The sequence below is a fragment of the Streptomyces fumanus genome (genome assembly GCF_014655295.1).
GTDB lineage: Bacteria > Actinomycetota > Actinomycetes > Streptomycetales > Streptomycetaceae > Streptomyces > Streptomyces fumanus.
Genome location: NZ_BNBI01000016.1, coordinates 26,618 through 53,139 on the forward strand (window position 1 = coordinate 26,618; position 26,522 = coordinate 53,139).

The 26,522-nt window shown below is 73.2% G+C and carries 28 protein-coding genes; 13 read left to right on the plus strand and 15 right to left on the minus strand.

Annotated elements, in window-relative coordinates; translation table 11 throughout:
* The first annotated feature begins 77 nt into the window (after nt 1-77).
* Nucleotides 78-1,820 carry a lysine--tRNA ligase gene (lysS, locus tag IE316_RS29525; protein ID WP_190207602.1) on the plus strand — a complete coding sequence of 581 codons (1,743 nt, stop codon included), beginning with the start codon at nt 78-80 and terminating at the stop codon, nt 1,818-1,820.
* 72 nt (nt 1,821-1,892) lie between these two features.
* On the opposite strand, the gene IE316_RS29530 is transcribed toward lysS, so the two are convergent.
* From IE316_RS29530 to IE316_RS29540, 3 genes are all read right to left on the minus strand, one after another.
* Nucleotides 1,893-3,149, minus strand: coding sequence for a DUF2637 domain-containing protein (locus IE316_RS29530; protein ID WP_190207603.1), 1,257 nt, complete (start codon nt 3,147-3,149; stop codon nt 1,893-1,895).
* A gap of 118 nt (nt 3,150-3,267) precedes the next feature.
* Entirely contained in the window at nt 3,268-4,161 is an 894-nt protein-coding gene (locus IE316_RS29535; RefSeq protein WP_190207604.1) for a DUF3558 family protein, read from the minus strand.
* A 122-nt stretch (nt 4,162-4,283) separates the two neighbouring features.
* A complete protein-coding gene (locus tag IE316_RS29540; RefSeq protein ID WP_190207605.1) occupies nt 4,284-5,204 on the minus strand; it encodes a DUF3558 domain-containing protein in 921 nt (306 codons plus the stop codon).
* 205 nt (nt 5,205-5,409) lie between these two features.
* On the opposite strand from IE316_RS29540, the gene IE316_RS29545 reads away from it, so the two are divergent.
* Entirely contained in the window at nt 5,410-6,603 is a 1,194-nt protein-coding gene (locus tag IE316_RS29545; protein WP_190207606.1) for an RtcB family protein, read from the plus strand.
* 51 nt (nt 6,604-6,654) lie between these two features.
* Here IE316_RS29545 and IE316_RS29550 read toward each other — a convergent pair whose 3' ends face one another.
* The 3 genes from IE316_RS29550 to IE316_RS29560 form a co-directional block, all read right to left on the minus strand.
* On the minus strand, nt 6,655-7,455 hold the full coding sequence (locus IE316_RS29550; RefSeq protein ID WP_229910605.1) for an LAGLIDADG family homing endonuclease: 801 nt from the start codon (nt 7,453-7,455) through the stop codon (nt 6,655-6,657).
* Nucleotides 7,456-7,646: 191 nt separating this feature from the next.
* Nucleotides 7,647-8,411, minus strand: coding sequence for an SDR family NAD(P)-dependent oxidoreductase (locus IE316_RS29555; protein ID WP_190207608.1), 765 nt, complete (start codon nt 8,409-8,411; stop codon nt 7,647-7,649).
* A gap of 79 nt (nt 8,412-8,490) precedes the next feature.
* Complete coding sequence (locus tag IE316_RS29560) at nt 8,491-8,826, minus strand: YnfA family protein (RefSeq protein ID WP_190207609.1); 336 nt, start codon at nt 8,824-8,826, stop codon at nt 8,491-8,493.
* A gap of 96 nt (nt 8,827-8,922) precedes the next feature.
* On the opposite strand from IE316_RS29560, the gene IE316_RS29565 reads away from it, so the two are divergent.
* The 4 genes from IE316_RS29565 to IE316_RS29580 all read left to right on the plus strand — a co-directional run bounded on the left by IE316_RS29565 (nt 8,923) and on the right by IE316_RS29580 (nt 13,049).
* Nucleotides 8,923-10,032, plus strand: coding sequence for an LLM class flavin-dependent oxidoreductase (locus tag IE316_RS29565; protein WP_190207610.1), 1,110 nt, complete (start codon nt 8,923-8,925; stop codon nt 10,030-10,032).
* A complete protein-coding gene (locus IE316_RS29570; protein ID WP_190207611.1) occupies nt 10,029-10,634 on the plus strand; it encodes an FMN reductase in 606 nt (201 codons plus the stop codon). Before IE316_RS29565 ends, IE316_RS29570 begins: the two co-directional genes overlap by 4 nt.
* Nucleotides 10,635-10,733: 99 nt before the next feature.
* Nucleotides 10,734-11,474, plus strand: coding sequence for a response regulator transcription factor (locus IE316_RS29575; RefSeq protein ID WP_190207612.1), 741 nt, complete (start codon nt 10,734-10,736; stop codon nt 11,472-11,474).
* Nucleotides 11,475-11,642: 168 nt separating this feature from the next.
* Complete coding sequence (locus IE316_RS29580) at nt 11,643-13,049, plus strand: HAMP domain-containing sensor histidine kinase (RefSeq protein ID WP_190207718.1); 1,407 nt, start codon at nt 11,643-11,645, stop codon at nt 13,047-13,049.
* A 20-nt stretch (nt 13,050-13,069) separates the two neighbouring features.
* On the opposite strand, the gene IE316_RS29585 is transcribed toward IE316_RS29580, so the two are convergent.
* The 4 genes from IE316_RS29585 to IE316_RS29600 all read right to left on the minus strand — a co-directional run bounded on the left by IE316_RS29585 (nt 13,070) and on the right by IE316_RS29600 (nt 15,523).
* Entirely contained in the window at nt 13,070-13,693 is a 624-nt protein-coding gene (locus IE316_RS29585; protein ID WP_190207613.1) for an Rv1733c family protein, read from the minus strand.
* Between the two features lie 41 nt (nt 13,694-13,734).
* Nucleotides 13,735-14,595, minus strand: coding sequence for a rod shape-determining protein (locus IE316_RS29590; protein WP_190207614.1), 861 nt, complete (start codon nt 14,593-14,595; stop codon nt 13,735-13,737).
* 175 nt (nt 14,596-14,770) lie between these two features.
* On the minus strand, nt 14,771-15,139 hold the full coding sequence (locus tag IE316_RS29595; RefSeq protein WP_190207615.1) for a TraR/DksA family transcriptional regulator: 369 nt from the start codon (nt 15,137-15,139) through the stop codon (nt 14,771-14,773).
* A 21-nt stretch (nt 15,140-15,160) separates the two neighbouring features.
* Nucleotides 15,161-15,523: a TraR/DksA family transcriptional regulator gene (locus IE316_RS29600; RefSeq protein WP_373311345.1), complete on the minus strand. Its 363-nt coding sequence runs from the start codon at nt 15,521-15,523 to the stop codon at nt 15,161-15,163.
* A 409-nt stretch (nt 15,524-15,932) separates the two neighbouring features.
* Between IE316_RS29600 and IE316_RS29605 the strand changes: the two genes are divergently transcribed.
* The 4 genes from IE316_RS29605 to secD are packed head-to-tail and all read left to right on the plus strand — an operon-like array spanning nt 15,933 to nt 20,381.
* On the plus strand, nt 15,933-16,895 hold the full coding sequence (locus IE316_RS29605) for a HAMP domain-containing sensor histidine kinase (RefSeq protein WP_190207616.1): 963 nt from the start codon (nt 15,933-15,935) through the stop codon (nt 16,893-16,895).
* Nucleotides 16,896-16,897: 2 nt separating this feature from the next.
* Nucleotides 16,898-17,569, plus strand: coding sequence for a response regulator (locus IE316_RS29610; RefSeq protein ID WP_190207617.1), 672 nt, complete (start codon nt 16,898-16,900; stop codon nt 17,567-17,569).
* 26 nt (nt 17,570-17,595) lie between these two features.
* On the plus strand, nt 17,596-18,078 hold the full coding sequence (locus tag IE316_RS29615) for a hypothetical protein (RefSeq protein WP_190207618.1): 483 nt from the start codon (nt 17,596-17,598) through the stop codon (nt 18,076-18,078).
* Between the two features lie 50 nt (nt 18,079-18,128).
* Entirely contained in the window at nt 18,129-20,381 is a 2,253-nt protein-coding gene (gene secD, locus IE316_RS29620; RefSeq protein ID WP_373311346.1) for a protein translocase subunit SecD, read from the plus strand.
* Here secD and IE316_RS29625 read toward each other — a convergent pair.
* Nucleotides 20,314-21,111 carry a phosphodiesterase gene (locus IE316_RS29625; protein WP_190207619.1) on the minus strand — a complete coding sequence of 266 codons (798 nt, stop codon included), beginning with the start codon at nt 21,109-21,111 and terminating at the stop codon, nt 20,314-20,316. The genes secD and IE316_RS29625 overlap by 68 nt on opposite strands.
* Before the next feature lie 121 nt (nt 21,112-21,232).
* Between IE316_RS29625 and IE316_RS29630 the strand changes: the two genes are divergently transcribed.
* Complete coding sequence (locus tag IE316_RS29630) at nt 21,233-21,754, plus strand: hypothetical protein (RefSeq protein WP_190207620.1); 522 nt, start codon at nt 21,233-21,235, stop codon at nt 21,752-21,754.
* Between the two features lie 159 nt (nt 21,755-21,913).
* The gene (locus IE316_RS29635; RefSeq protein ID WP_190207621.1) at nt 21,914-22,303 is read left to right on the plus strand and encodes a VOC family protein; all 390 of its coding nucleotides are present in this window, start codon (nt 21,914-21,916) and stop codon (nt 22,301-22,303) included.
* 37 nt (nt 22,304-22,340) lie between these two features.
* Here the strand turns inward: IE316_RS29635 and IE316_RS29640 are convergent, their stop codons facing one another.
* Together IE316_RS29640 and IE316_RS29645 are read right to left on the minus strand one after the other, a co-directional pair.
* The gene (locus tag IE316_RS29640; RefSeq protein ID WP_190207622.1) at nt 22,341-23,324 is read right to left on the minus strand and encodes an alpha/beta hydrolase fold domain-containing protein; all 984 of its coding nucleotides are present in this window, start codon (nt 23,322-23,324) and stop codon (nt 22,341-22,343) included.
* Nucleotides 23,325-23,419: 95 nt separating this feature from the next.
* Nucleotides 23,420-24,343, minus strand: a complete 924-nt coding sequence (locus IE316_RS29645) for an SDR family oxidoreductase (protein WP_190207623.1) — start codon at nt 24,341-24,343, stop codon at nt 23,420-23,422.
* Between the two features lie 139 nt (nt 24,344-24,482).
* Here IE316_RS29645 and IE316_RS29650 point away from each other — a divergent pair, with 139 nt between their 5' ends.
* Entirely contained in the window at nt 24,483-25,112 is a 630-nt protein-coding gene (locus IE316_RS29650; protein ID WP_190207624.1) for a TetR/AcrR family transcriptional regulator, read from the plus strand.
* Between the two features lie 11 nt (nt 25,113-25,123).
* Here IE316_RS29650 and IE316_RS29655 read toward each other — a convergent pair whose 3' ends face one another.
* Together IE316_RS29655 and IE316_RS29660 are read right to left on the minus strand one after the other, a co-directional pair.
* Complete coding sequence (locus IE316_RS29655; RefSeq protein WP_190207625.1) at nt 25,124-25,663, minus strand: HNH endonuclease; 540 nt, start codon at nt 25,661-25,663, stop codon at nt 25,124-25,126.
* A 46-nt stretch (nt 25,664-25,709) separates the two neighbouring features.
* The gene (locus IE316_RS29660) at nt 25,710-26,348 is read right to left on the minus strand and encodes a hypothetical protein (protein WP_190207626.1); all 639 of its coding nucleotides are present in this window, start codon (nt 26,346-26,348) and stop codon (nt 25,710-25,712) included.
* Between the last annotated feature and the right edge of the window lie 174 nt (nt 26,349-26,522).

Sequence of the window (26,522 nt, forward strand, 5' to 3'; positions counted from 1 at the left end):
CACGGGGGGTAAAGCGGTTTTCCCGAGCGCGATCCGGTCTGTGAGAATGGGCTGTCACCCCGTTCAGAAAGAAGGACGTGCCGATCGTGGCTCAGAGCACCGAGACCACCGACTGGGTCTCCCGTTTCGCGGATGAGGTCATCGCCGAGTCGGAGCGTCGGGCCCCGGGCAAACCGGTCGTGGTCGCGTCCGGCCTGTCCCCGTCGGGCCCCATCCACCTCGGCAACCTCCGCGAGGTCATGACCCCGCACCTGGTCGCCGACGAGATCCGGCGCCGCGGCCACCAGGTCCGCCACCTGATCTCCTGGGACGACTACGACCGCTACCGCAAGGTCCCGGCCGGCGTCGAGGGCATCGACCAGACCTGGGCGGAGCACATCGGCAAGCCGCTCACCTCCGTCCCCGCCCCGGCCGGCTCCCCGCACCCCAACTGGGCCGAGCACTTCAAGGCCGCGATGATCGAGGCCCTCGCCGACCTCGGCGTGGAGTTCGACGGCATCAGCCAGACCGCGCAGTACACCTCCGGCGCCTACCGCGAGCAGATCCTGCACGCCATGCGGCACCGCGCCGACATCGACGCGATCCTCGCCCAGTACCGCACCAAGCCCAAGCCCGCCAAGAAGCCCCAGCAGAAGCCGGTCGACGCCGCCGAGCTGGAGGCCGAGGAGGGCTCCGGCGCCGCCGCCGAGGACGACGGCAGCTCCGGCTCCGCCGGGTACTTCCCGTACAAGCCGTACTGCGGCAACTGCGAGAAGGACCTCACCACGGTCACCGCCTACGACGACGACTCCACCGAGCTGACCTACGCCTGCACCGCGTGCGGCTTCTCCGAGACCGTCCGGCTCAGCGAGTTCAACCGGGGCAAGCTGGTCTGGAAGGTCGACTGGCCGATGCGCTGGGCCTACGAAGGCGTGATCTTCGAGCCCAGCGGCGTCGACCACTCCTCGCCCGGCTCCTCCTTCCAGGTCGGCGGGCAGATCGTCGGCATCTTCGGCGGCCAGCAGCCCATCGGCCCGATGTACGCCTTCGTCGGCATCAGCGGCATGGCCAAGATGTCCTCCTCCAAGGGCGGCGTGCCCACCCCCGCCGACGCCCTGAAGATCATGGAGCCGCAGCTCCTGCGCTGGCTCTACGCCCGCCGCCGGCCCAACCAGTCCTTCAAGATCGCCTTCGACCAGGAGATCCAGCGGCTCTACGACGAGTGGGACCGCCTCGACGCCAAGGTCGCCGACGGCACCGCCCTGCCCGCCGACCTCGCCGCCCACTCCCGGGCCGTCCGCACCGCCGCCGGCGACCTGCCGGCCACGCCCCGGCCGCTGCCGTACCGCACCCTCGCCTCCGTCGCCGACATCACCGCCGGCCACGCCGACCAGGCCCTGCGCATCCTCAGCGAGCTGGACCCGGCCCACCCGCTGACCTCCCTGGACGAGGCCCGCCCCCGCTACGACAAGGCCGAGGCGTGGATCAACACCCACGTCCCCGCCGACCAGCGGACCATCGTGCGCGAGGAACCCGACGCCGAGCTGCTGAAGTCGCTGGACGAGCCCTCCCGGCAGTCACTGCGGCTACTGCTCGACGGCCTCGCCGACCACTGGTCGCTGGACGGCCTCACCCACCTCGTCTACGGCGTGCCCAAGGTCCAGGCCGGGTTCTCCGCCGACGCCACGCCCAAGGAGCTGCCACCGGAGATCAAGACCGCCCAGCGGTCCTTCTTCGCCCTGCTCTACCACCTGCTCGTGGGCCGCGACACCGGTCCCCGGCTGCCCACGCTGCTGCTCGCGGTGGGGCAGGAGCGGGTGCGGGCGCTGCTCGGGGAGTAAGCGGAAGCGAAAGGGGCCCTCCACGCGGAGGGCCCCTTTTTTTCGCGGGGCCGGGCGCTTCCTGCGCGGGGGTCAGGCGATGTGGTCTTCCTCCAGCTCCGCGTTGTAGCGGTTGGTGAAGCGATTCACCATGCGCTTGGCCTCCTCCGGAGGCAGCGCGATGCCGAACTCCGCCTCGACGTCCTCACCGAACCCGCGGGCCGTCGGGTAGCCGCCGCCCGGGATCGCCTTCTTGAAGACCTGGTAGTAGTCGTCCTCGTCCGGCTCCACGACCGGCACGCCGCCGCCCTCGCCCAGCTCGCGGGTACGCCCCGGACCCACCGGGATCGGGAAACCGCCCGTCTCCTCCGCCTCCGGCGGCGGCTCCTCCTCGTACTGCTCCCGGTACTCCTCCGCCCGCCGTTGCTCCTCGTACCACTCGGCGTACTGCTGCTCGGGGTCGTAGTCCGGGTCGTAGCCGCCGTGGTACTCCACGGACTGCGGGTCACGGGCGTGCAGCCACGGATTGCGGTCCTCGAGCGGCTCCGGGCCGGCCGGCCCGGCCTCCGGGGCCCCGGCCAGCTCCGGCCGGGGCTCGGCGACGGCCACCGGCTGCGGGTGCGGCAGCGGGTGCGGCTGGGGCTGGTGCTGGGACTGGGGCTCGGGGGCCGGGGGCAGCAGCGCCGGTTCGATGCCCGCCGCCGCCAGGCCCGCCGGGGCGGTCTCCGCCAGCGGGACGCCGTACCGGGCCAGCCGCAACGGCATCAGCGACTCCACCGGCGCCTTGCGCCGCCACGCACGGCCGAACCGGGACCGCAGCCGGGCCTGGTAGACCAGCCGCTCCTGCTCCAGCTTGATCACCTGCTCGTAGGAGCGCAGCTCCCACAGCTTCATCCGCCGCCACAGCAGGAACGTCGGCACCGGCGACAGCAGCCAGCGGGTGAGGCGGACGCCCTCCATGTGCTTGTCGGCGGTGATGTCCGCGATCCGGCCGATCGCGTGCCGGGCGGCCTCCACCGAGACCACGAACAGCACCGGGATCACCGCGTGCATCCCGACGCCCAGCGGGTCCGGCCAGGCCGCCGCGCCGTTGAACGCGATCGTCGCCGCCGTCAGCAGCCACGCCGTCTGCCGCAGCAGCGGGAACGGGATCCGGATCCAGGTCAGCAGCAGGTCCAGGGCGAGCAGGACACAGATGCCCGCGTCGATGCCGATCGGGAAGACGTAACTGAAGTCCCCGAAGCCCTTCTGCAGCGCCAGTTCGCGGACGGCCGCGTACGAACCCGCGAAGCCGATCCCGGCGATGATCACCGCACCGAAGACGACGACGCCGATCAAGACGCGGTGCATCCGTGTCAGCTCAAGTGGCGCGGCCACTCGTACTCCCCTCCCAGTGCGTGTTGTTGCGCGCAACAGAGTGGCACATGTGTACGGGAGCCGAGCGGCCGGACGGGTGAGTGCGCCTGGGTCAGCTCTCGGCGGCGGACTCCGACGCGGGCTTCGAGGCGGACGCGGACGGGGACTCGGCGGACGACCCGGAGGACGGGGACTTCGAGGACGAGCCGGACGGGGCGGCGCTGCCGGAAGCGGTGTCGCCGTTGGCCTCGGCCACCGCGGCGACCGCCTCCTTCGCCGCCTTCTTGGCGTCCTTCACCAGGTCGGCGGCGTCGGGGGACTTGTCACCGGCCAGCCCGGCACCGTTGTAGTCGACGGTGACGACGACGTTCTCCGCCCGCACCACCACCGTCTGCTGCTTGAAGGTGCCTTCCTTCTTCTTCAGCTCGTACGTCACGACCGACGCCTCGTCACCCGCGCCGGTGAACGGGTCCGTCTTCACGCCCTTGGCGCCGTCCGCGCTCTGCGCGTCCTGGAGCTGCTTGGTGTAGTAGTCCCGGGCCAGCGCGTCGCCCGCGCCGCGCGTGGCGTCCGAGTCGAAGCGGAGCATCGACACGTTCAGCCAGCGGAACTGCGAGCCCTTGACGCCGTTGTCGTCCAGGCTGTCCCAGGAGCAACTGCCGCGCGTCTGCGTGTCGCTGGAGGTGCCCTCCTTGCCCGACTTGGTCCCCTCCGGCACCAGGTCGGCCAGCGTCTTCTTCGTCAGCACTCCGCACGGCTCGGGCAACGTCCGGTACGCCGCCGCCCGTACGGTCGGCGACGGGCTCGCGGACGCCGACGCCGACGCACTGCCCTCGGCCTTCCGGTCCTTGCCGGCGTCACCGCCGCCGCTGCCGTCGCCGGAGCCGGAGTCGGCGGAGCAACCGGCGGCGACCAGCATCACGGGGACGGCCGCCGCGCAGACAAGGACGCGGTGGAGGCGCTTGGCTCGCTGGTCACGCTGGTCTCGCTGGGCTCGTCGCTGCATGGTTCCTTCACTCATGACGCTCGTGGTTCCTGCGGTCCGGAACGGGTCCGGTGGGCCACGGTACGCGGTACCGCCCGCCTCCGACGGCCCGGCGAACCCGCCCCCGGGGCACCGGGCGCGGCTCAGCCGCCCAGCGCATCGGCCAGTTCGGCGGCGACTGTGCGCGCCCTGTCCTGCAGTTCCTCGCTGTCGGGCACGACTCCGACGGTGGTCGGCTGCTCGGTGTACTCGATGGTGACGATGACGTTCGACGTGCGGAACGCCACAGTCACCGTGCGGCGTTCGGCCGTCGAACCGGAGCTGTTCAGCTCGTCGTCCAGGAACGCCTCGTCGCCGAGCCCCTCCAGCAGCCGGGGCTGGAGGTCGGTGGGGGCGGCACCGGGGGAGGAGGGCGAGCCGGACGCCGCGTCGGCGGTGGGGGAGCCGGACGAGGACGAGGAGGGGGCGGTGGAGGCGGACGCCTGCGGGGAGGGCGCGTTCGAGCCCGTACCGCTGCCGTCATCCGTGCCGGTCTTGCCGTCCGTGGCGGTCCCGTCGTCCGTGCCGGTCTCGTCGTCCGTGGCGGTGCGGGTCTCCGTCTCGGAGACGACCGGCTCGGGGAGGTCCGCCGCGTCCTGCTTCGTCGCGAACAACTGCTCGGCCTGGCTGTCGTCGCTGACCGCGTTGTCGTACGACACCACCCGCTCGAAGTCGACGAGCAGATGGTCGGTCGCGTCCGTCGAGTCGACCTTCCAGCGGCAGCCGACCTTGCGGTCGGTGTCGTACGTGAGCGTCGCCTCGCCCGCGTACGCCTTCTCCCGCCGCTCCTCGTCCGTGATCTGCGGCAGGCCCGGCAGCAGCGCGTCCAGGGTCTTCCTGCCGACCGCGCGGCAGGGATCCGGAAGGGTGCGGTACTTGCCGGGCTGGGCGGCGGCGGTGGTGGCGCCGGTGCCGCCCGGGTTGGAGTCGTCGGTGGTGCCCCCGTCGCCGGAACCGCCGGTGCAGCTCGTCAGCAGCGCCGCGAGGAGGGCGGCGGCGCCGGATACGTACGCCTTCCGCTGCACGGTCAGGCTCCTCTCGACGGTGGCCGTCTGCTCGGTCCTTCAGTGTCCCCGCTGGTTAATCGCTTGCCGCGCGGGGGTGTCCCCTGGGGACAATGTGTATCGCACGCGCTGCCGCGCACGCCGGTCCGATGTCCCATTCGTTGATCCCGGCGCCGGTTTTTGCGTTTCGATACTTCTGTTGGGTTTCCGGGGGAATGAGGACGTCATGTCGTACGTGGAGGTGCCGGGCGCGAAGGTGCCCATCCGGATGTGGGCCGACCCGGCGTCGGTCGAGGCCGGCGCGATGCAGCAGTTGCGCAACGTCACGACGCTGCCGTGGGTCGAGGGCCTGGCCGTCATGCCGGACGTGCACTACGGCAAGGGGGCGACCGTCGGTTCCGTCATCGCCATGCGGGGCGCGGTCTGCCCGGCGGCGGTGGGCGTCGACATCGGCTGCGGCATGTCGGCGGTCCGCACCTCCCTCACCGCCAACGACCTCCCGGGCGACCTCTCCCGGCTGCGCTCGAAGATCGAGCAGGTGATCCCGGTGGGCCGGGGGATGCACGACGACCCGATCGACCCGGGCCGCCTGCACGGCCTCGTGACGGCGGGGTGGGAGGACTTCTGGGGGCGGTTCGAGAGGGTGGCGGAGGCGGTTCGGTTCCGTCGTGATCGCGCCGAGAAGCAGATGGGGACGCTCGGTAGCGGCAATCATATGATCGAACTTTGTCTTGATGGGGACGGGTTTGTTTGGCTTATGCTGCATTCCGGGTCGCGGAACATCGGCAAGGAACTGGCCGAGCACCACATCGGAGTCGCCCAGAAGCTCCCGCACAACCAGGGGCTGATCGACCGGGATCTCGCCGTCTTCGTGGCGGACACCCCGCAGATGGCGGCGTACCGCAGTGATCTTTTCTGGGCACAGGAGTACGCGAAGTACAACCGCACGATCATGATGGCGCTGCTCATGGACGTGGTCCGCAAGGAGTTCAAGAAGGCGAGGCCCACCTTCGAGCCGGAGATCTCCTGCCACCACAATTACGTCGCGGAGGAGCGGTACGAGGGGATGGACCTGCTCGTGACCCGTAAGGGTGCGATCCGGGCCGGTTCCGGTGAGTACGGCATCATCCCCGGCTCGATGGGCACCGGCTCGTACATCGTCAAGGGCCTCGGCAACGACAAGTCCTTCAACTCGGCGTCGCACGGCGCCGGCCGGCGCATGAGCCGCAGTGCGGCGAAGCGGCGCTTCACGGTGCGTGACCTGGAGGAGCAGACCCGGGGCGTCGAGTGCCGTAAGGACTCTGGTGTGCTGGACGAGATTCCGGGTGCCTACAAGAACATCGACCAGGTGATGGAGCAGCAGCAGGATCTCGTCGAAGTGGTGGCGAAGATCAAACAGTTCATCTGCGTCAAAGGCTGATGCGCAGGCCAGGGCCCCCGGCTCCACCACCGGGGGCCCTGGCTCAGTAGGTCACTGTCGGCTGGGCATCGGCACCCGACCGGAGCGGAGACGCCACATGCGGAGATGGCAGCTCTGGGGTGTCCGGTCGAGGACCTCGGCGGCCGCTGCCGGGTTGTCGAGCTTCAACAGGATGCGGTCCTCGGTCTCGTTCCAGCGGCGCGCTGTGTACGCGGATCGCATTCCTGCCGGGCGCGCCCACGGGGCGAGCGATTCGGCGGCGGCACGCTTGCGCGCCAGGGACAGGCAGCCGGGGTAATACAGATCGGCTGCCAAGCGCTGGCCCGCCTCCATGGCGTAGAGGACGTTGTAGATGTCGTCCCGTGCGTTCCGCTTGATCGTGCGCTGTACTCCGGTCACCTGCTTCGCGTAGTCGCAGAAGTAGCGGCCGACGGCAGTGCTGGCCGTGGTGAGCGAGACGAAGGGGAATCCCTTTCCCGTGAAACCCACCGAGCCGTCTGCGTCGACGACACCACGAAGGTAGTCACGGGGCGAGAAATCGGTACGGGGCACATCGATCGTCTTCGACTTACGTCCGTACGGAAGCCCGAGCTCGTTGAGAAGAGTCCTGGCCTCCAGAGAGTGCAGGCTCCAGATGACCGAGGTGTGCGTCGCGGCGAAGTTGGTGGACCGGGTGCGCCCGGTGATGCTGCTTCGGTAAGGCGTCAGCCTCTGGAACTCGCGGAGGAGGTCGATGTCGCGGGCGTTGACCTCCACGGTCAGACGGCCACGCTGTCGGGACTGCTCGGACAGGTGCCCGTCCGCCTGTAAGAAGCCGAACATGTACGCGTACTCGGGGACCGTCAGGTCCATGAACTGGTGACCGTTAGGCTCGCATTCAGCCACAGGGAAGCCCTACTTCCGTGGTGGTCAGGTTCTCGGCCGGGATGCGCGTCCCGGCCGGGAGCCGTCACGTCGGGTGTGGTGGCGCGAGCCTAGGTCGGATGTTCAACCGCCGTGCGGGTGATCGGAGTTGATTCACTCCTGCGAGTCAACCGCCGCTGTCAGCTCTCCCGGTGGACCTTTGTGTTCGATGCCTGGGCGCGGGGGCGGACGATCAGGAGGTCGATGTTGACGTGGGAGGGGCGGGTGACCGCCCAGGTGATGGTGTCGGCCACGTCGTCGGCGGTCAGGGGGTCGGGGACGCCCTGGTAGACCTTGGCGGCCTTCTCCTCGTCGCCGCCGAAGCGGGTCAGGGCGAACTCCTCCGTGCGGACCATGCCGGGCGCGATCTCGATGACGCGGACCGGGCGGCCGACGATCTCCAGGCGCAGGGTCTCGGCGAGGACGTGCGCGCCGTGCTTGGCGGCGACGTAGCCCGCGCCGCCCTCGTAGGTGGCGTGGCCGGCGGTGGAGGAGACCACGACGACCGTGCCGTCGCCGCTCGCCTCCAGCTTGGGGAGCAGGGCCTGGGTGAGGTTGAGGGTGCCGATGACGTTGGTCTCGTACATCCGGCGCCAGTCCTCCGGGTCGCCGGTGGCCACCGGGTCGGCGCCGAGGGCCCCGCCGGCGTTGTTGACCAGGACGCCGACGGTCTTGAAGGCCGTGGCGAACTCGTTCACCGCGGCGCGGTCGGTGACGTCCAGGGGGTATGCCGTCGCCTTGTGGCCGGCCGCCTGGATCTCCTCCGCCAGGGCCTCGATGCGGTCCTTGCGGCGGGCGGTGAGGACGACGCGGTAGCCGGCGGCGGCCAGGTGGCGGGCGGTGGCGGCGCCGATGCCGCTGCTGGCGCCGGTGACGATGGCGATCGAGGACGGGGTGGTGGGCATCCGGGCTCCTGGGGCTGGGGCGGGCTGTGGCCCAGGATAAGCGGGGGGTGAGGGAGGGGGAGGGCGGGCTGCCGGGGGCTCAGGGCGTCCTCGGGGCCCACATGATCACGGCCATGCCCGCCAGGCAGATCAGGGCGCCCGCGAGGTCCCAGCGGTCGGGGCGGTAGCCGTCGGCGACGGCGGCCCAGAGCAGGGAGCCGGCCACGAAGACGCCGCCGTACGCGGCGAGGACGCGGCCGAAGGGGGCGTCGGGCTGGAAGGTGGCGACGAAGCCGTACGCGCCGAGGGCCAGGACGCCGCCGGTCGCCCAGAGCCAGCCGCGGTGCTCGCGCACGCCCTGCCAGACCAGCCACGCGCCGCCGATCTCGAACAGCGCGGCGACGAGGAAGAGGGCGGCGGAGCGGAGGATCGGCATGGGGGCAGCCTGCCATCCAGGGCGGCGGAATAACGTCGGCGGGGCAGTCGTTCAGCGGTATAGTTGAACGGTCAACAACTTGGAGGTTGAGCGACCATGCAGTTCGGCATCTTCACCGTCGGCGATGTCACTCCGGACCCGACGACGGGCCGTACGCCGACCGAGCGCGAGCGCATCAAGGCCATGGTCGCCATCGCGCTGAAGGCCGAGGAGGTCGGCCTGGACGTCTTCGCGACCGGTGAGCACCACAACCCGCCGTTCGTGCCGTCCTCGCCCACGACCATGCTCGGCTACGTCGCGGCCCGCACCGAGCGGCTGATCCTGTCCACGTCCACCACGCTGATCACCACGAACGACCCGGTGAAGATCGCCGAGGACTTCGCGATGCTCCAGCACCTGGCCGACGGGCGCGTGGACCTGATGATGGGGCGCGGCAACACCGGCCCGGTCTACCCCTGGTTCGGCAAGGACATCCGCGAGGGCATCAACCTCGCCATCGAGAACTACGCCCTGCTGCACCGCCTGTGGCGCGAGGACGTGGTCACCTGGCAGGGCAAGTTCCGCACCCCGCTGCAGGGCTTCACCTCCACCCCGCGCCCCCTGGACGGCGTCGCCCCGTTCGTCTGGCACGGCTCCATCCGCTCCCCGGAGATCGCCGAGCAGGCCGCGTACTACGGCGACGGCTTCTTCCACAACAACATCTTCTGGCCCGCCGACCACACCAAGCGCATGATCGAGCTGTACCGCAGCCGGTACGCCCACTACGGGCACGGCACCGCGGAGCAGGCGATCGTCGGGCTGGGCGGCCAGGTGTTCATGCGGAAGAACAGCCAGGACGCGGTGCGCGAGTTCCGCCCGTACTTCGACGTGGCCCCGGTCTACGGGCACGGGCCGTCGCTGGAGGAGTTCACCGCGCAGACCCCGCTCACCGTCGGCTCCCCGCAGCAGGTGATCGAGAAGACGCTGTCCTTCCGCGAGTACGCCGGTGACTACCAGCGCCAGCTCTTCCTGATGGACCACGCCGGGCTGCCGCTGAAGACCGTCCTGGAGCAGCTCGACCTGCTCGGCGAGGAGGTCGTGCCGGTGCTGCGGAAGGAGTTCGCCAAGAACCGGCCGGCCAACGTGCCGGACGCCCCGACGCACGCGTCCCTGCTCGCGAAGAAGTCCGAGAACACTCAGAACGCCGAAGAGGTGAGTGCCCGATGAAGCTCGTCGTCGTCTCGGCGGGGCTGAGCGTCCCGTCCTCCACCAGGCTGCTGGGCGACCGGCTCGCCGCCGCCACCGGCGCGGACGACACCCGCGTGATCGAGCTGCGCGACCTCGCCGTGGAGATCGCCCACACCTTCACCAACGGATTCCCGGGACCGGAGCTGTCCGCCGCCTTCGAGGCGGTCGCCGGCGCCGACGGGCTGATCGTCGTCACGCCGGTGTTCTCCGCCTCGTACAGCGGGCTGTTCAAGTCCTTCTTCGACGCGCTGAGCGGCAGCGACCCGGAGGCGCTGGCCGGCAAGCCGGTGCTGGTCGCCGCGACCGGTGGCAGCGCCCGGCACTCGCTGGTCCTCGACCACGCGCTGCGGCCGCTGTTCTCCTACCTCAAGGCCGTCGTCGTCCCGACCGGGGTGTACGCCGCCGCCGAGGACTGGGGCGCCGGGGGCCTGGACGCCCGTATCGCGCGGGCGGCCGGGGAACTGGCCGCGCTGGTGTCCGGGACCGCCGGGACGCCTGCCCGGCCGGTCCGGAAGGCGGACACCTTCGAGGACGTGACGCCGTTCGAGGAGCGGCTCGCGGGGCTGCGGCCCACCGGGTGAGAGCACCGGGTGAGAGCACCGGGTGAGAGCCCAGTAAGAACGGCCCGCGCCGGGGTCCCGGCCCCGGTGCGCCGGCCGTGGCCTTGGCAGACTGGACACGTGCCCCAGACACCCCAGACGGTTCTGCTCGCCGAAGACGACCGCGCCATCCGCAACGCCCTGGAACGCGCCCTCACCCTGGAGGGCTACCAGGTCACCGCGGTCGCCGACGGTGCCACGGCGCTGGCCCGGGCCCGCTACAGCCGCCCCGACGTGCTGGTGCTGGACGTGATGATGCCGGAGATCGACGGCCTCCAGGTCTGCCGGGCGCTGCGCGCCGAGGGCGATCCGACGCCGATCCTGATGCTGACCGCGCTGGTCGAGACCGCCGACCGGATCGCGGGGCTGGACGCGGGCGCCGACGACTACGTGGTCAAGCCGTTCGACGTGGAGGAGGTCTTCGCCCGGCTGCGCGCCCTGCTCCGCCGTACCGGTGCCTCCCGCTTCGCCGTCCCCGAGGACCTGCCCAGACCCCCGGCCGAGTCCGCCGGGCCGCCCGGGCGGTACCTGGAGGCGGCCGGGCTGCGGATGGACCCCCAGGCCCGCCGCGTCTGGCGCGGGGAGCGCGAACTGGAGCTGACCCGCACCGAGTTCGAGCTGCTGGAACTGCTGGTGCGCAACGCCGGCATCGTCCTGGACCACGCCACCATCTACGACCGGATCTGGGGCTACGACTTCGGGCCGGGCTCCAAGAACCTCGCCGTCTACGTCGGCTACCTGCGCCGCAAACTCGACGAGCCGGGCGCGCCGCGGCTCATCCAGACGGTGCGCGGCGTGGGTTACGTGCTGCGGGAGGACTGAGTGCGCGGGCGCCCGTGGCCCTCCCGGCGCGGCCGGCCGGGAGCGGGACCGCGGCGGGAGGGGGACCGGCCGGTGAGGAGGCAGGGACGGCGGCTCCGGCCGGTGGCGGTGGAGCAGGGACGGCGGCTCCGGCCGGTGGTGGCGGGGCAGGAACGGCGGTCCCGGCCGGTGGCGGCGGGGCAGGGGCGGCGGCCCCGGCTGGCGTCGCTGCGGACCACCTTCGCCGTGTCGTTCGCCACGGTCACGGCCGTGGTCACGGTGCTGGTCGGACTGCTGTCGTACGGTGCCGCCGCCCGGCTGGTCCGGGTCGACCAGGAGACCGTCTTCGGGCAGGTGGTCCAGGACCTGCGGGACGAGGTGCGCCAGCAGCGGATGTCACCCGACGACTTCTCCTCCGTCGCGCCCGGCCACGACATCGTCCGCCCGGCCCGCACCGACGTACAGGTGCTCGGGCCCGACGGCACGGTCTCCGACGCCTCCGAGCCCCGGCTCCCGGTGACCGCCGCCGACCGGCGGACCGCCGCCGCGGCGCCCGCCGGGCGGATGGTCCAGCACAAGGACGTCGACGTCGGCCACGACGTGTACCGCGTCGCCACCGTCTCGCTCGGCGGCGGTCGGGGCGCGGTGCAGGTGGCGCAGGAGTTCAGCGACACCGAGGACCTGCTGCGCACCCTCCAGCAGCGGACGCTGCTGCTGATGGCCGTGGTGGTGACCGCCGCCGGGCTGTTCGGCTGGTGGCTGGCCCGGCGCATCACCCGGCGCCTGGTCGCGCTGACCGCCGCCGCCGAGGACGTGGCCCGCACCCGGCGGCTCGGCATCCAGGTGCCGGTGACCGGCTCCGACGAGGTGGGCCGCCTCGGCCGGGCCTTCGACCGGATGCTGGGCCGGCTCGCCCAGTCCGAGGAGGACCAGCGCCGGCTGGTCCAGGACGCGGGCCATGAGCTGCGTACGCCGCTGACCTCGCTGCGGACCAACATCTCGCTGCTCAAGCGGATCGACGAGCTGCCGCCCGCCGCCCGCGAGGAGCTCGTCGCCGACCTCGGCCAGGAGGCCCGCGAGCTGACCGACCTCGTCAACGAACTGGTCGACCTCGCGGCCGGCCAGGCCGACACCGAGCCGCCGCAGCGGGTCGACATCGCCGAGATCGCCCGTGACGTGGCGTCCCTGGCCCGCCGCCGCACCGGCCGCGCGATCACCGTACGGGCGTGCGGCGAGACCACGACCGAGGGGCGGCCGACGCTGCTGACCCGGGCCATCTCCAACCTGGTCGAGAACGCGGCGAAGTTCGACCCGGACGGCGCCACGCCCATCGAGGTGGCCGTCGCCGGGCCGGCCCTGCCCGGCACCCTCCGGGTCGAGGTCCGCGACCGGGGGCCCGGCATCGCCGACGGCGACCTGGTCCGGGTCTTCGACCGCTTCTACCGCGCCACCGACGCCCGCTCCCGCCCCGGCTCCGGCCTCGGCCTCTCCATCGTCCGGGAGGTGGCGCTGGCCCACGGGGGAGCGCCGTTCGCCTACCGGCGGGAGGGGGGCGGGTCGGTGATCGGGTTCACCATCGGGCGGGTGGGCGCGTAGGCCGTCCGCGGGGGGGGCGGTCACGGTGACGCCGTCCACCGGGGGGCCGTCTCCGCCCAGCGGGCGTCCCACGCGGCGAGGTTGCGGCGGCGCAGCACGGCCGCCGCGGTCCCGTGGGCGGCGAGGCCGAGGAGGGCGACGGCCAGGAAGGCGAGGACGGCCCAGCCCATGGCGCGGCTGTGGATCTCCTCCCCGGTGAGCGGCGGCCCGGTGAGCGTCCCGTCGGCGCCGACCCAGACCCGTACGGCGGTGTCTGCCGGGGTGCCGGGCGGCACGTCGGTCGTGCCGGTGCGGGGGCGGCCGTCGGGGTCGGTGAAGCGGACCTCGACCGGGTAGCGCGCCCGCCGGGCCTCGTCGGAGCCGGGCTCCGGGTGCCGGGGGGCGTCGCGCAGGAGGACGGCGGTGGTGTGGTGCCGGGTGTGGGCCTGCCGTTCGGCGGTGGCCCGGTAGTGCCGGCCGGCGGCGTCCCCGGCGGCGAACGCGGCGAGCAGGCCGAGGAGCGGCACGGCCAGCAGCAGCCCGAGCGCGATCCAGCCCTGGAGCCGGTCGGTGCGCCGGCACAGGGGGTTGTGCCGGTGGCGCCAGGGGAGCACGTATCGCTGAGGGGCGGGAGGTGGCTGGGCGGGAGGTATCGCGCCGGACACCGGGGTCCTCCTTCCAGCGGCGGGGCCGAGACGGTCGGGGCTCAGGGGAACGGGGGATCACCGGTGTCGGTGCCGGTGCCCGGCGGGCGTGGGTGCGCGCCGGTGACCGAGGGGTGGGCGTGGGCGGCGCGCAGTACCACCGCGGCACCGCGGACCGCCGCGGTGTGCGGCGCCGGAACGGCCCGCAGCGGCGCCCGCAGACCGGTGAGCAGCCGCCAGGTGAGGTCGGGCCGCAGGGCGCCGCCGCCCGCGAGGAGCGCGCCCCGGCGCAGCGCACCCGCGGTCACGGACGTACGGTCCTGCCGGCGCATCGAGGCCACCATGGCGCCGACCGCGTCGCTCAGCTCCGCCGACGTGCCCGCGTCGGAGAGGTCGGTGGTGCCCAGGGCGGCGCGGCGGGCGTCCCACACCGCGCCGTCGACGAGGAGGACCACCTCGGTGAGATGGGCACCGATGTCGATCACCAGCAGCGGGCGGGACAGATCGGCGTCCGCGGCCAGCGCGACGGCACGGGCGGCGGGGACGGTCAGCACCGCACGCGGCCGGAGCACCGCCACGGCGGCACGGGCCCGCTCCCGCCAGGCCGGTCCGCCCAGCACCGGCGCGGTCAGCACCACCAGCGGCCGGGCGCGGCGCGGCAGACGGTGGCCGAGCAGCCGGTCGAGCATCCGGGCGGTGCCCGGTACGTCGACGATGGCGCCCCGCTGGACGGGGCGCACCGCGCCGGTGCCGGGGAAGGTGACGGTGGGCGCGTCGAGCACCGCACCGCGCCCGGAGATCCAGGCCCGGGTACGGGCACTCCCCAGGTCCAGGGCGAGCCCCGAACACTGCCGGCACAACGGCCAGGGCCGATGCGGGTGCCTGCCCGGCGAACCGGGGAGGGGACGGCGGGCCACGGTCATCGTCGGGCCTCTCGCGGGTGGGGGCACGGTATGCGGTGACGGGTCCCCGGCGCGGTGGTCGCGCGGGGGGCCCGCAGGGGTGGGTACGGCGGGTGGTGACGGGGCCGTGGCGCGGTGGTCGCGCGGGTCTGCCTCAGAGGTCGGTAAGACTGGCGGTGACGACTCCCCGGCGCGGTCACCGTCCCGTCTCCCGGACGCGGCGGCACGGAGGGCAGTAGCGGGTCTGCGGCACGATCAGCAGCAGCTCGCGGTCGAGGGGGCGGCGGCACCGGCCGCAGACGCCGTAGCCGCCCTCGGCGATGCGCCGCAGTGCCGCCTCCACGTCGGCGAGGACCATGCGCGCGGAGGCCGCGAGCCGGGCGCGTACGGCGTCCCGCGCGGGGGTACGGCACCGGCGCGCATCCTCGGCGCCGGGTTCCGCGGCGATCCGCCGGAGCTGCTCCCGGCGGAACAGGCGCTGTTCGCGCAGGCTCTCCCGCAGCGCGGCGAGGTCCTCGGGCGACAGGTGGGTGGCGGTCTCGCCGATGGTCTGGTGGTGCACCACTTCACCCCTCCGGGCGGCCGGTCAGGCGGCCGCGCGGCTCTGGCAGCCGACGCAGTACCGCGTGTACGGGAGGATCTCCAGGCGCTCGGCGGGCACGGGCTTGGCGCAGCCGAGGCAGGTGCCGTAGGAGCCGTCGTCGACCCGGGCGAAGGCCGCGTCGATTTCCTTCAGCACCCGCTGGATCGCCTCGGCCTGCGCGGACATCAGGTGGTCGTCCGCGCTCTGCCCGGTCTCCCGCAGCGCCCGCAGTTGCGCCAGCCGGGTGTCCCGGGCGTGCTCCAGCCGCAGCCGGACATCGGGGCCGGCGGGACGGCCGGGGCGGGCGGGACGGCGGTCGGTGGCCGGGGAGGTGTCGGGCGTCATGGTGATCGGGTCCTTTCCCATGGCGTGGCGGTACGCGGCGGTGGCCGTCCGGTCCGGACCGTGCCCGCGGCACCGCGGGCACGGTCCGGATCGGACGGCCGGTCACCTACGACCCTGCCGTCCCCGCCCCGCGAAACCCATCGGGCGCGGACCCCATTCAGCGGGGGCCGCGGTAACCACGTCCGGTCGGCGGCGGGCACCGCATGGGCACCCCGCGCGGGCGAATATGGGGGCCGGACCCCATCGACCGCGCCCGGTCCCGGAGGGCAGGCTGGGGCCGGTATCGGTCGTGAACCGGGGCCGCGACTCCACCCGGGGTGTGCGAGGGCCGAGGACGAGAGGACCGAGCACGAGAACACCGACCCCGGCCGCCGGCCGGGATCGGTCCCTGACCGGTCCCTGGCCGGTCCCTGAAGGAGGAGTCACCCCGGTGTCGCTGTTCTGGCGGATCTTCGGGCTGAACGCCGTGGTGCTGGGCACCGCGACGGGCCTGCTGCTGTGGGCGCCGGTGACCGTGTCGGTGCCGGTGCTGCTGACCGAGGCGGTCATCCTGGTCGGCGGCCTGGCCGTGATGCTGGTCGCCAACGCCGCCCTGCTGCGCTGGGGCCTGACCCCGCTGGGCCGGCTGACCCGTCTGATGGCCACCGTCGACCTGCTCCGCCCCGGCCAGCGGCTGCCGGTGCCCGGGGCCGGCGGGGGCGGCGAGGTGACCGAGCTGGTCCGCACGTTCAACGCCATGCTGGACCGCCTGGAGCACGAACGGGCCACCTCCAGCGCCCGCGTCCTGCTCGCCCAGGAGGCCGAGCGCCGCCGCATCGCCCAGGAACTGCACGACGAGGTCGGGCAGGGCATGACCGCGATCCTGCTGGTGCTCAAGCGGGCCGCCGACGACGCCCCCGAGCCGCTGCGCGGGGAACTCCACCAGGCGCAGGAGATCACCCGGGAGAGCCTGGACGAGGTACGGCGCCTGGTGCGCAGGCTGCGGCCGGGGGTCCTGGACGACCTGGGGCTGGTCAGCGCGCTGACCTCGCTGACGCAGGACTTCGCCACCCACACCGGGCTGCGCGTGGTGCGCCGCTTCGCCACCGACCTGCCGCCCCTGGACCCGGAGACCGAACTCGTCCTCTACCGGGTCGCGCAGGAGAGCCTGACCAACGCCGCCCGGCACGCCGACGCCGGACTGATCGAGGTCGCGCTGCGCCGGTCCGGAGCGTCGGTGACGCTGGAGATCACCGACGACGGCCGGGGCATCGAGGCCCCCTGCGAGGGCGCCGGCATCCGCGGGATGCGCGAACGCGCCCTGCTCGCCGGCGCCGCCCTCGACCTCACCTCCACGCCCGGCACCGGCACCCGCGTCCGCCTCACCGTCCCCGCCTCCAGGAAGCAGCCCTGACCATGTCCGAGCCCACCCCGGCCGCCACGCCGATCCGCATCCTGCTCGCCGACGACCACGCCCTCGTACGCCGTGGTGTGCGGCTGATCCTCGACCGGGAACCCGACCTGGAGGTGGTCGCCGAGGCCGGGGACGGCGCCGAGGCGATCGAGGCGGCCCGCAGCGAACGCGTCGACCTCGCCGTCCTGGACATCGCGATGCCCCGCCTCACCGGGCTCCAGGCCACCCGGGAGCTGGCCGCGCTCAAGCCGGACCTGCGCATCCTGATGCTGACCATGCACGACAACGAGCAGTACCTGTTCCAGGCGCTCAAGGCCGGGGCCTGCGGATACGTGCTGAAGTCGGTGGCCGACCGGGACCTGGTCGCCGCCTGCCGGGCCGCGATGCGCGACGAGCCGTTCCTCTACCCCGGCGCGGTCACCGCCCTCATCCGCAACTATCTGGACCGGGTCCGGCACGGAGAGGAGAATGCCGACCACATCCTCACTCCGCGCGAGGAGGAGGTCCTCAAGCTGGTCGCCGAGGGCCACTCCTCCAAGGAGATCGCCGAGGTGCTGTTCATCAGCGTCAAGACCGTGCACCGCCACCGCGCCAACCTCCTGCACAAGCTCGGCCTGCGCGACCGCCTCGAACTCACCCGCTACGCCATCCGCGCCGGCCTCATCGAACCCTGACCCTCCTCCAGCAAAGGGACGGCGTCATGACCCGGGCCCCCCGCCGCCCCCGCCGCCCGGCGGCACCGCTGACGGCGCTGCTCGCGGTCCTGTCGGTGCTGTTCCCGGCGGGCGGCCTCCTCGACGGGGCGGGCACGGGGCCACTGACCACGGCACCGGCATCGGTCGTCGCGGCAGCGTCCGTACCGTCCAGTACGCCGGGTACGGCAGCGTCCGTGCCGTCCGGTACGCCCGTCACCCCGGTCGACGCGGCCCGCACCCCCCACACCGTCCCCCACGCCGACGACCACCCCTGCCCCACCCCCTGCGCGGCCCAGGCCAGGACGCGTCACGAGCACCTCGGTGACCGCCCCGCCCCGCCCGACCAGCACGTCACACCCCCGTCACCCGGCACCGCCGCGCCCGCCGCCGTACGCACCGCCGCGCGGCCCGCGTACCCGCCGCCCCTCTCCGCCCGCCGCGCGACCCACGACCGCGGCCGCGCGCCCCCCGCACCCTCCGGCACCTGAAATCACCTTTCACCCCTTTCACTTTCCTCGCACACGCCTGCCGGAGGCCCGTGTTGTCACGCCGTACCCATCTCTCGCGCGTCCGCGCGCTGCTCGCCCTCGCGGTGATCGTCGGATCACTGGCCATCGCCCTGACCGTGCCGGTCCGTCTGGGGCTTGATCTGCGCGGCGGCACCCAGATCGTGCTGGAGACCCGTTCCACGCCCACCACCAAGGCCGACCGGGCGGCCACCGACCGTACGGTCGAAGTGCTGCGCGGCCGTATCGACGCGCTCGGCGTCGCCGAACCGACCCTCGTCCGCTCCGGCGAGAACCGCGTCATCGTCGAACTGCCCGGCGTACAGGACCCCGAGAAGGCCGCCGACGTCCTCGGCCGCACCGCGCAGCTCACCGTCCACGAGGTCCTCGGCGCGGCCGGGACCGGCGCGAAGGCGGCCGGCCCGGCGGGGGAGCGGACCCTCCCGGACGAGTCCGGCGAACCCCTGCGGCTGAAGCCCGCCGCGCTCACCGGCCAGCACGTCAAGGGCGCCGACGCCCGGTTCGACCAGCAGAGCGGCGCCGGCTGGCACGTCACCGTCGACTTCACCGACGGCGGCCGCGACCGGTGGACCCGGATCACCGCGCAGGCCGCCTGCCACCCGGCGGGCGACCCGCAGCGCCGGGTCGCCATCGTCCTCGACGACAAGATCATCTCCTCGCCGCGGGTCGACCCGTCCGTCACCTGCGGCACCGGCATCCCCGGCGGCAGCACGCAGATCACCGGCTCCTTCGACGACACCGAGGCCCGGGAACTGGCGCTGCTCATCTCCGGCGGCGCCCTGCCCGTACCGGTGGAGACCATCGAGCAGCGCACGATCGGCGCCACCCTCGGCGACGCCGCCATCGAGGCCGCGGCGCGGGCCGCCGTCGTCGGCACCGCGCTGACCGCGCTGTTCGTCATCGCCGTGTACCGGCTGATGGGCCTGCTCGCCACCGTCGCCCTGGCCTGCTACGGCCTGATCTCGTACGCCGCCCTGGCCGCGCTCGGCGCCACGCTGACGCTGCCGGGCCTGGCCGGGTTCGTCCTGGCGGTCGGCATGGCCGTGGACGCCAACGTGCTGGTCTTCGAACGGGCCCGCGAGGAGCACGCCGCCCGGCGCCGCCCCAGCCCCCGGTCGGCGCTGACGGCCGGGTTCCGGGGGGCGTTCAGCGCGATCGCCGACTCCAACGTCACCACCCTGATCGCCGCGGGCCTGCTGTTCGCCCTCGCCTCCGGTCCCGTGCGCGGCTTCGGCGTCACCCTGGGGATCGGCGTGCTCGCCTCCATGGTCAGCGCGCTGCTGATCACCCGGGTCCTCGCCGAGTACGCGGCGAACCGCCAGGCCGTGCTGCGCCGGCCCCGCGTCACCGGCATCGGCCGCACCGGCTGGGTCCGCGACCGGCTGCTGCGCCGGGAACCGCATCTGATGCGGCACCCGCGGCGCTGGCTGGCCGCCTCCGCCGCGGCGCTCGTCCTGGCCGCCTCGGGCGTGGCCGTGCGCGGCCTCGACCTCGGCATCGAGTTCACCGGCGGCCGGCTCATCGAGTACGCCACCGGCCACGCCGTCGACCCGGACCGGGCCCGCGCCGCGCTCACCGACGCCGGGTTCCCGCGCGCGGTCGTGCAGTCGGCCGGCGAGAACGGGCTCACCGTGCGCGCCGAGAAGCTGACCGACGCCGAGGCGGCCACCGTCACCGGCGCCGTCGAGAAGATCGGCGGCGGCGCGGAGAAGGTCCGCGACGAGCTGATCGGCCCCAGCCTGGGCGACGAACTGCGCCGCAACGCCCTGATCGCCCTCGGCCTCGCGCTGGGCGCCCAGCTCCTCTACCTCGCGGTCCGGTTCCGCTGGTACTTCGGGGCGGCGGCGGTCGGTGCGCTCGCCCACGACGTGGTGATCCTCGTCGGTGTCTTCGCCTGGCTCGGCAAGCCCGTCGACGGGGTGTTCCTGGCCGCGCTGCTGACCGTCGTCGGCTACTCGGTCAACGACTCCGTGGTCCTGTTCGACCGCATCCGCGAACTCCTCGGCCGCGACCGCGCGACACCGCTGCCGCGCCTGACCAACCGGGCCATCCTCCAGACCCTGCCCCGCACCCTGAACACCGGCCTGGGCGCGGCCCTGATCCTCACCGCCCTGGCCGTCCTCGCCGACGACACGCTCACCGACTTCGCCCTGGCCCTGCTCATCGGCCTGGCCGTCGGCACGTACTCCTCGGTCTTCACGGCGGCCCCGCTGACCCTCCAGTGGCACCGGCAACCGGACCGCGCGGCACGTCCCGGCCCCTGACGCGGGTACGTCCCCGCCGGGACCCGGCGTACGCGGCCTCGCGCAGTCCGCTCAGCCGCCGGGTGGGGTGCAGTCCGGGCAGGCTGTGGGCGTACGGGTCGTAGGAGACGGTGGCGGCGGCCGGGGCGGGGCGGACGGCCTCCAGGGAGAGCGTGGCGAAGGTCCGCCAGGGCTCGTCGGGGGCGGCGGCGCGCAGCTCGAACCGGACGGGCCGGCGGTCGAGCTGCTGCCAGAGCGTCGGCATGACCTCACCCGGGCGGCCGTCCGGACCGCCGTCCGAGCCGCCGGTCAGGCCGCCACCGTCCGCATCGCCGGCGGGAAAGGCCGCCAGCACCCGTTCCCGGTCACCCGCCCGATAGGACAGCAGGGTGGAGTACGGCCCGCGCAGCGGATCCGGCCGCAGCAGGGGCACGTGCCGGCCGAGGCGACCGGCGCGGCTGGATGTGAACAGCAGGTCGAGCGGGGTGCCCGGCCCGTCGGCGTCCTCGGCCCGGACGGCCAGGCCCAGGCCGTCCGGCAGCGGCCGGGGCAGCCCGAGCGCACGGGACCAGCGCACGGTCGCCCGGTAGGAGCCGGGCCGGTCCAGCCAGGGCGCCCCCCACCCGCCGCCGGCCCGGCCGGTCACGGTGAGCGTGCCCGAGCAGAGCACGCCGTGGGGGTGCAGGGCCGGCGCCGAGCGCCACCGGGCGATCCGGTCGGCGACCCGGTGCGCACTCCGGTCGATGATCATGCGGCCCTCCGCTCCGGTGCCCCGGCGGCCACCGTCACCCGCCGGGTTTCCGGCGCCGTACCCGCGAAACGGCGTCGCCCGGGACAGGTGAGCCGGGGGAGCGCTGGGTACCCGGCCCGGCATGATGAAACGCGCGCTGTGGCAGGGCCTGCTGGCCGGTACGGCCGGGGTGGCGGTGATGACGCTGGGCGAGAAGGCGGAGCAGCGGTTCACCGGCCGGCCCGACTCCCATGTCCCCGCCCGCACCCTGGAACGCCTGACCGGCATGCGGGAACACCCCGGCCGCCAGCCGGTGCCGGTGAACCTGGCCATGCACGTGGGCCAGGCCGCCCTGCTCGGTGTCCTGCGGTCGGTGATGGCGCACGCCGGGCTGCGCGGCCCGTGGTCGTCGGCGAAGTTCACCGTCGTCCGGCTCACCAGCGACCAGATCCTGGAGAACGCCACCGGCGTCGGCGCCCCGCCCCAGACCTGGCCACGCCGCGAACTCGTCGTCGACCTGCTGCACAAGACGGTGTACGCCTTCGCCACCGGCGCCGTCGCCGACGCCCTCGCCGCCCGCTCGGGCCCCGGCCCCGGCCAACGCCACGCCGCGCTCCGCCCGGGCCGCCACCCGGACGTGGGCCCGCTGCCCCGGGGACGGTGACGGACACACCTCCGTCGGCACCACCACCGCCACAACTCTCCCCGCCCGCCCCCGCTTTCGCGCGCCCCCGGCAGCGACTAGCATCTACGGCGACATCGCGTGTCGGTCACCGGCCGGGTGAGACATGGAGGTGTCGGGACATGCCTTCGGAGGCATTCCTTGTCAGTCGATCTGAACCACACCATCGTCCACTCCCGGGACAACCGGGAGTCCGCGGAATTCTTCACGGGCCTGCTGGGCCTTGAGATCACCGCCGAGTGGGGCCCGTTCATCGCCGTCGAGCTGAACAACGGCGTCACCCTGGACTTCGCCACGGTCCCCGCCGACAGCATCACCCCCCAGCACTACGCCTTCCTGGTCTTCGAGGAGGAGTTCGACGCGGCGTACGAGCAGATCAGCCGCCGCGGCATCGAGCACTACGCCGACCCCCACCGCAAGCACCCCGGCGCGATCAACCACAACGACGGCGGCCGCGGCGTGTACTTCATGGACCCGTCGGGCCACGCCATGGAACTCATCACCGTCCCCTACGGCGGCTGGCCCTCGTGATCACCCACCGCGGTGCGGCCGGCCGACCGCCGCACGCTCAGGGCCGGCCGGCGGAGAACCGGCGGCGCAGGTATCCGTACCAGGCGTGGACGTACGCGGCGCTCACCGCGGCCTCGGGGGCGAAGAGGTCCCAGGCGTGGTACGCGCCGGGGTACAGGTGCAGTTCGACGGGTACGCCGGCGGCCTGGAGCCGCGTCGCGTAGCTCAGGTCCTCGTCGCGGAAGACGTCGAGTTCGCCGGCCGCGATGAAGGTGGGCGGCAGGCCGGTGAGGTCCGTCGCGCGTGCGGGGGCGCAGTACGGCGGGACCTCGTCGGCGCCGGCGCGGTCGCCGAGGATCAGGTTCCAGGCCAGGAGGTTGGTCGCGCGGTCCCAGATGCCGATGCCGGTGACCTCGTGACTCGACGCGGTGGTGTTGCGGTCGTCGAGCATCGGGTAGCTCAGCGCCTGGAAGAGCGGCGCCGGGTCGCCCTGGTCGCGGATCATGAGCGCGGTGGCGGCGGCGATGCCCCCGCCGCCGCTCTGTCCGGCCAGGGCGACGCGGTCCTCGTCGATGCCGAGCGCGGCTGCCTGACCGCGAAGCCGGCGGTAGGCGAGCAGTCCGTCCTCGGCGGCGGCCGGGGCGGGCGCCTCCGGGGCGAGCCGGTAGTCGACGGAGGCGACGATGCAGCCGACCTCCAGGACCAGGTGCTTGAGGGTGGGATCGTCCTGGGCCGCGTACCCGAGGACCTGTCCGCCGCCGTGGAACCAGAGCAGCAGCGGAAGCGGTCCGGCCGCCTCGGTGGGCCGCAGCAGCCGGACGGGGAGGGTGGATCCGTCCGGGCGGACCACGGCGATCTCTTCGACCGACACGGACGGCTCGTCCGGTATCCGGGCCGCGATCTCCTCGGCGAAGGCGCGGACGCCGGCGCGGGTGCCCGCCAGGTCGCTGAGGTCGAACACCCCCGCCTCCGTCATCGGCACTGCCTTCAGGGCGTCGGCGAGTTCGGGGTCGATCCGCTCGTGTGTGTTCTTGGTGTTCATGTGGTGCGTCTCCTGTCGGCTGCGCGGCAGCCGGTCGTGCAGGGGGTGGTGGGTCGTGGGGGTCGTTTCCGCCCCGGGCTTCCGGGTGCGGGGGCTCAGCGCGGGGTGGTCGCGGGGGCGTCGAAGTAGTGGCCCTGGCCGAGGTCGTCGACGAGGCCCGGCTGGACGGGCTTCCAGCCCAGGAGGTCCCGGGTCAGCGTGCTGGAGGACGGGTTGTCGGCCTGGGCGTGGGCGCTCAGGAACCCGAAGTGGGCCTCGGCCCGGGTGGCCGGGATGCTGACCACGGGCAGGTTCAGACCGCGGCCGATGCCCTCGGCGATCCGCCGGAAGGTGATCCCCTCGTCGTCGACGGCGTGCAGCCGGGCCCCCGCCGGCGCGGATTCCAGCGCCAGCCGGTACAGGCGGGCCGCGTCCAGCGTGTGTACGGCGGGCCAGCGGTTGGTCCCGTCGCCGACGTAGGCGGACACGCCCTTGGACCGGGCGGTGGAGATGAAGGTCGGGATGAAGCCGTGCTGGTCGAGCGAGCTGTGCACGGTCGGCGGCAGCCGGACGACGGACGAGCGGATGCCGCGCCCGGCGAGTGCGACCACCGCGTTCTCGGCGTCGATCCGCGGTCCCGCGTCGAGCGCGTGGTCCTCGGTGAGGGTGTCCCGCACTCCCGCGAAGGCGAACAGCGCGGTGCCGGACGTGGCCACCAGAGGCTTGCCGGTGCCGGCGAGCGCGTCGCCGAGTGCCTCGATGGCGCGCAGATCGGCCGCGACCGCGCCGTCGAAGTCTCCGGCGAACATGGCGTCGTGCTTGAAGGCCAGGTGGATGACGCCGTCGGCCGCGGTGGCGGCCGCGGCGAGGCCGTCGAGATCGTCGAGGTCGCCCCGGTGCGCTTCGGCACCGGCGGCCCTCAGCGCGGCGGCGGACCTGTCCGAGCGGGCCAGCCCGACGACCTGGTGTCCCGCTTCGAGGAGTTCGGGGACGACGGCGGAGCCGAGGTGTCCGGAGGCTCCGGTGACGAATACCCGCATGGCATGCGCCTTCCTGCTGCGGGCTCCCGGCCAGGGGCAGGGAGCCGTGATGTCAGTTCGTGACATCACCATAGCGCCCATGTCAGGCTCTGTCATCACTCCGATGTCAGATTCTGTCATCGCTGGGTAGGGTCGGGGCATGAGCCGATGGAAACCCGACGCACGAGGCCGCCTGGAGAAGGCGGCGCTGGAGCTCTACAGCGAGAAGGGCTTCGAGGCCACCACCGTGGCGGAGATCGCCGCCCGGGCCGAGGTCACCGAGCGCACCTTCTACCGGCACTTCGCCGACAAACGCGAAGTCCTCTTCCAGCGCAACGCCCTCGCTGACGTCCTCGCGCACGCCACGGCCACCGCCGCCGCCCCTCTGGCGCCACTGGAGGTGATCACCCACGCCCTGACCGAAGCCGCTCCGGTCTTCGAGGAACGCGCGGAACTGGTACGGCAGCGCCAAGCCGTCATCGCCGCCCATCCGGAACTGCAGGAACGCGAACTGGCCAAACTGGCCTGCCTCGGCTCCACCCTCGCTGACGCGCTCCGGGAACGCGGTCTGGACGCCACCACCGCGGCACTCGCGGCCGGAATCGGGATGGCCGCGTTCAAGGTCGCCTTCGAACGCTGGATCGACGACCCCGACCAGCACCCCCTCGCCCAGCACCTGCGACACACCCTGGACGCGACCAGGCACCTCACCACGGCCGACGACGCGAGCCGCACAGACGTGCCGGTACTCCCGAGGGCCTTGGACACCCCACCATCCCCCGGAGGGTGAGGCCGAAAACGTCAGACGGCCGTGGCAGGGCGGGGTTCACCGTGGAAGACCTGCCGGGCGTGCCAGTCGAGGTGCGCGGCGGCCACAGGGCGCGCCCCGGGCTGGGGGCCGATCAGCGGGCGGCCGGCGAGGGCGGTGACGTGCTCACGGGCGGCGGGGCTGTGCCCGACGAAGCGCTGCGAGACCAGGATGCGCTGACCGTCGTCCACCCCGAGGACGCCCTTGTCGAACAGCTTGTGGTGCAGCGAGCACAGGCACAGCCCGTTCTCGACCTCGTCGGGTCCGCCCAACGCCCACCAGCGCACGTGGGCGGCCTCCAGCCCGACCGGGACCGCGCCGATCCGGCCGTCGTACCCGCAGAAGGTGCACCGGTACTCGTAGGCGGTCAGCAGGCGCTGCAAGTCCTTCTCCACCGCGGTGTACCGCAGCCCGCCGTCGGCATCGGCCTGGAACCGGCCGAGGGCGTACAGGAGCAGCAGCGGCTTGTGCGGGGCGCGCGTACCGCTCCGGGTCCACTGCCTCAGCTTCGCTGCCCGCTCCAGCCAGTCCATGGCGGCCGATCGTAGCCGTGCCCGCCCGCCCCCACGAACCCCCGCCTCAGGGCCACACCAGGCAATAAGGCTGATGCCCCGCCTCATGCAGCCGTCGGCTGAAGTCCTGCCACTCGTGGAGCAGTTGGTACACGTTGAACGCGTCCCGCGGGCCCCCGCGGTCCGGGACCGTGGACCAGATGAAGGCCGCCGCGCCGACCGCTTCCTCGCCGATGCCGCGCAGGGGGTCGACGACGGTCATCGGGAGCTTGACGACGGCGTAGTCGGGGTGGAGGACGACGAGTTCGAGCGGGGGGACCCGGTGGAGGGGGACGCCCTCGATGCCGGTGAGGACCATCGCGGCCATGGTCTCCGGCTTGATCTTGGTGAACATGCCGTTCATGCCCAGCTCGTCGCCGCCGAGTTCCTCGGGGCGCATCGAGATCGGGACGCGGGCCGCGGTCGCGCCGTCGGGCGCGCCGAAGTACTTGTACGTCACCCCCACCCGACCACCATTCCTGCTCCCCGCCCCCGGGCGGTCCACCCGGCGGTCGTTCCGCCGCTCGGCCGGCTCCGGCTCGATCGGTACCCCGTACGCCTGACGTGCCTCGGTCGTCTCCTCCGCTTCGCGCCGGTGCCTTCCCCGCCGGGCACGTCGAGGACCGAGGTCGCCGGTCCCCTCGCCCAGTCCGCCACCGCGATGCATATCTCCACCCGACTGCTTTTCTAGGACGCGTGGCCCCCGCCGCGCAACCCGATCATCGTGTCAGTGACCTCCCCCACGGCCGCCCGCCGAAACGTGCGCCGAAACATCTGGCCGCAGGATGTCCGCAGTATGTCGGCAGCCCCTGCCCGCGTGCCCGCGCGAGCGGTGCGTACC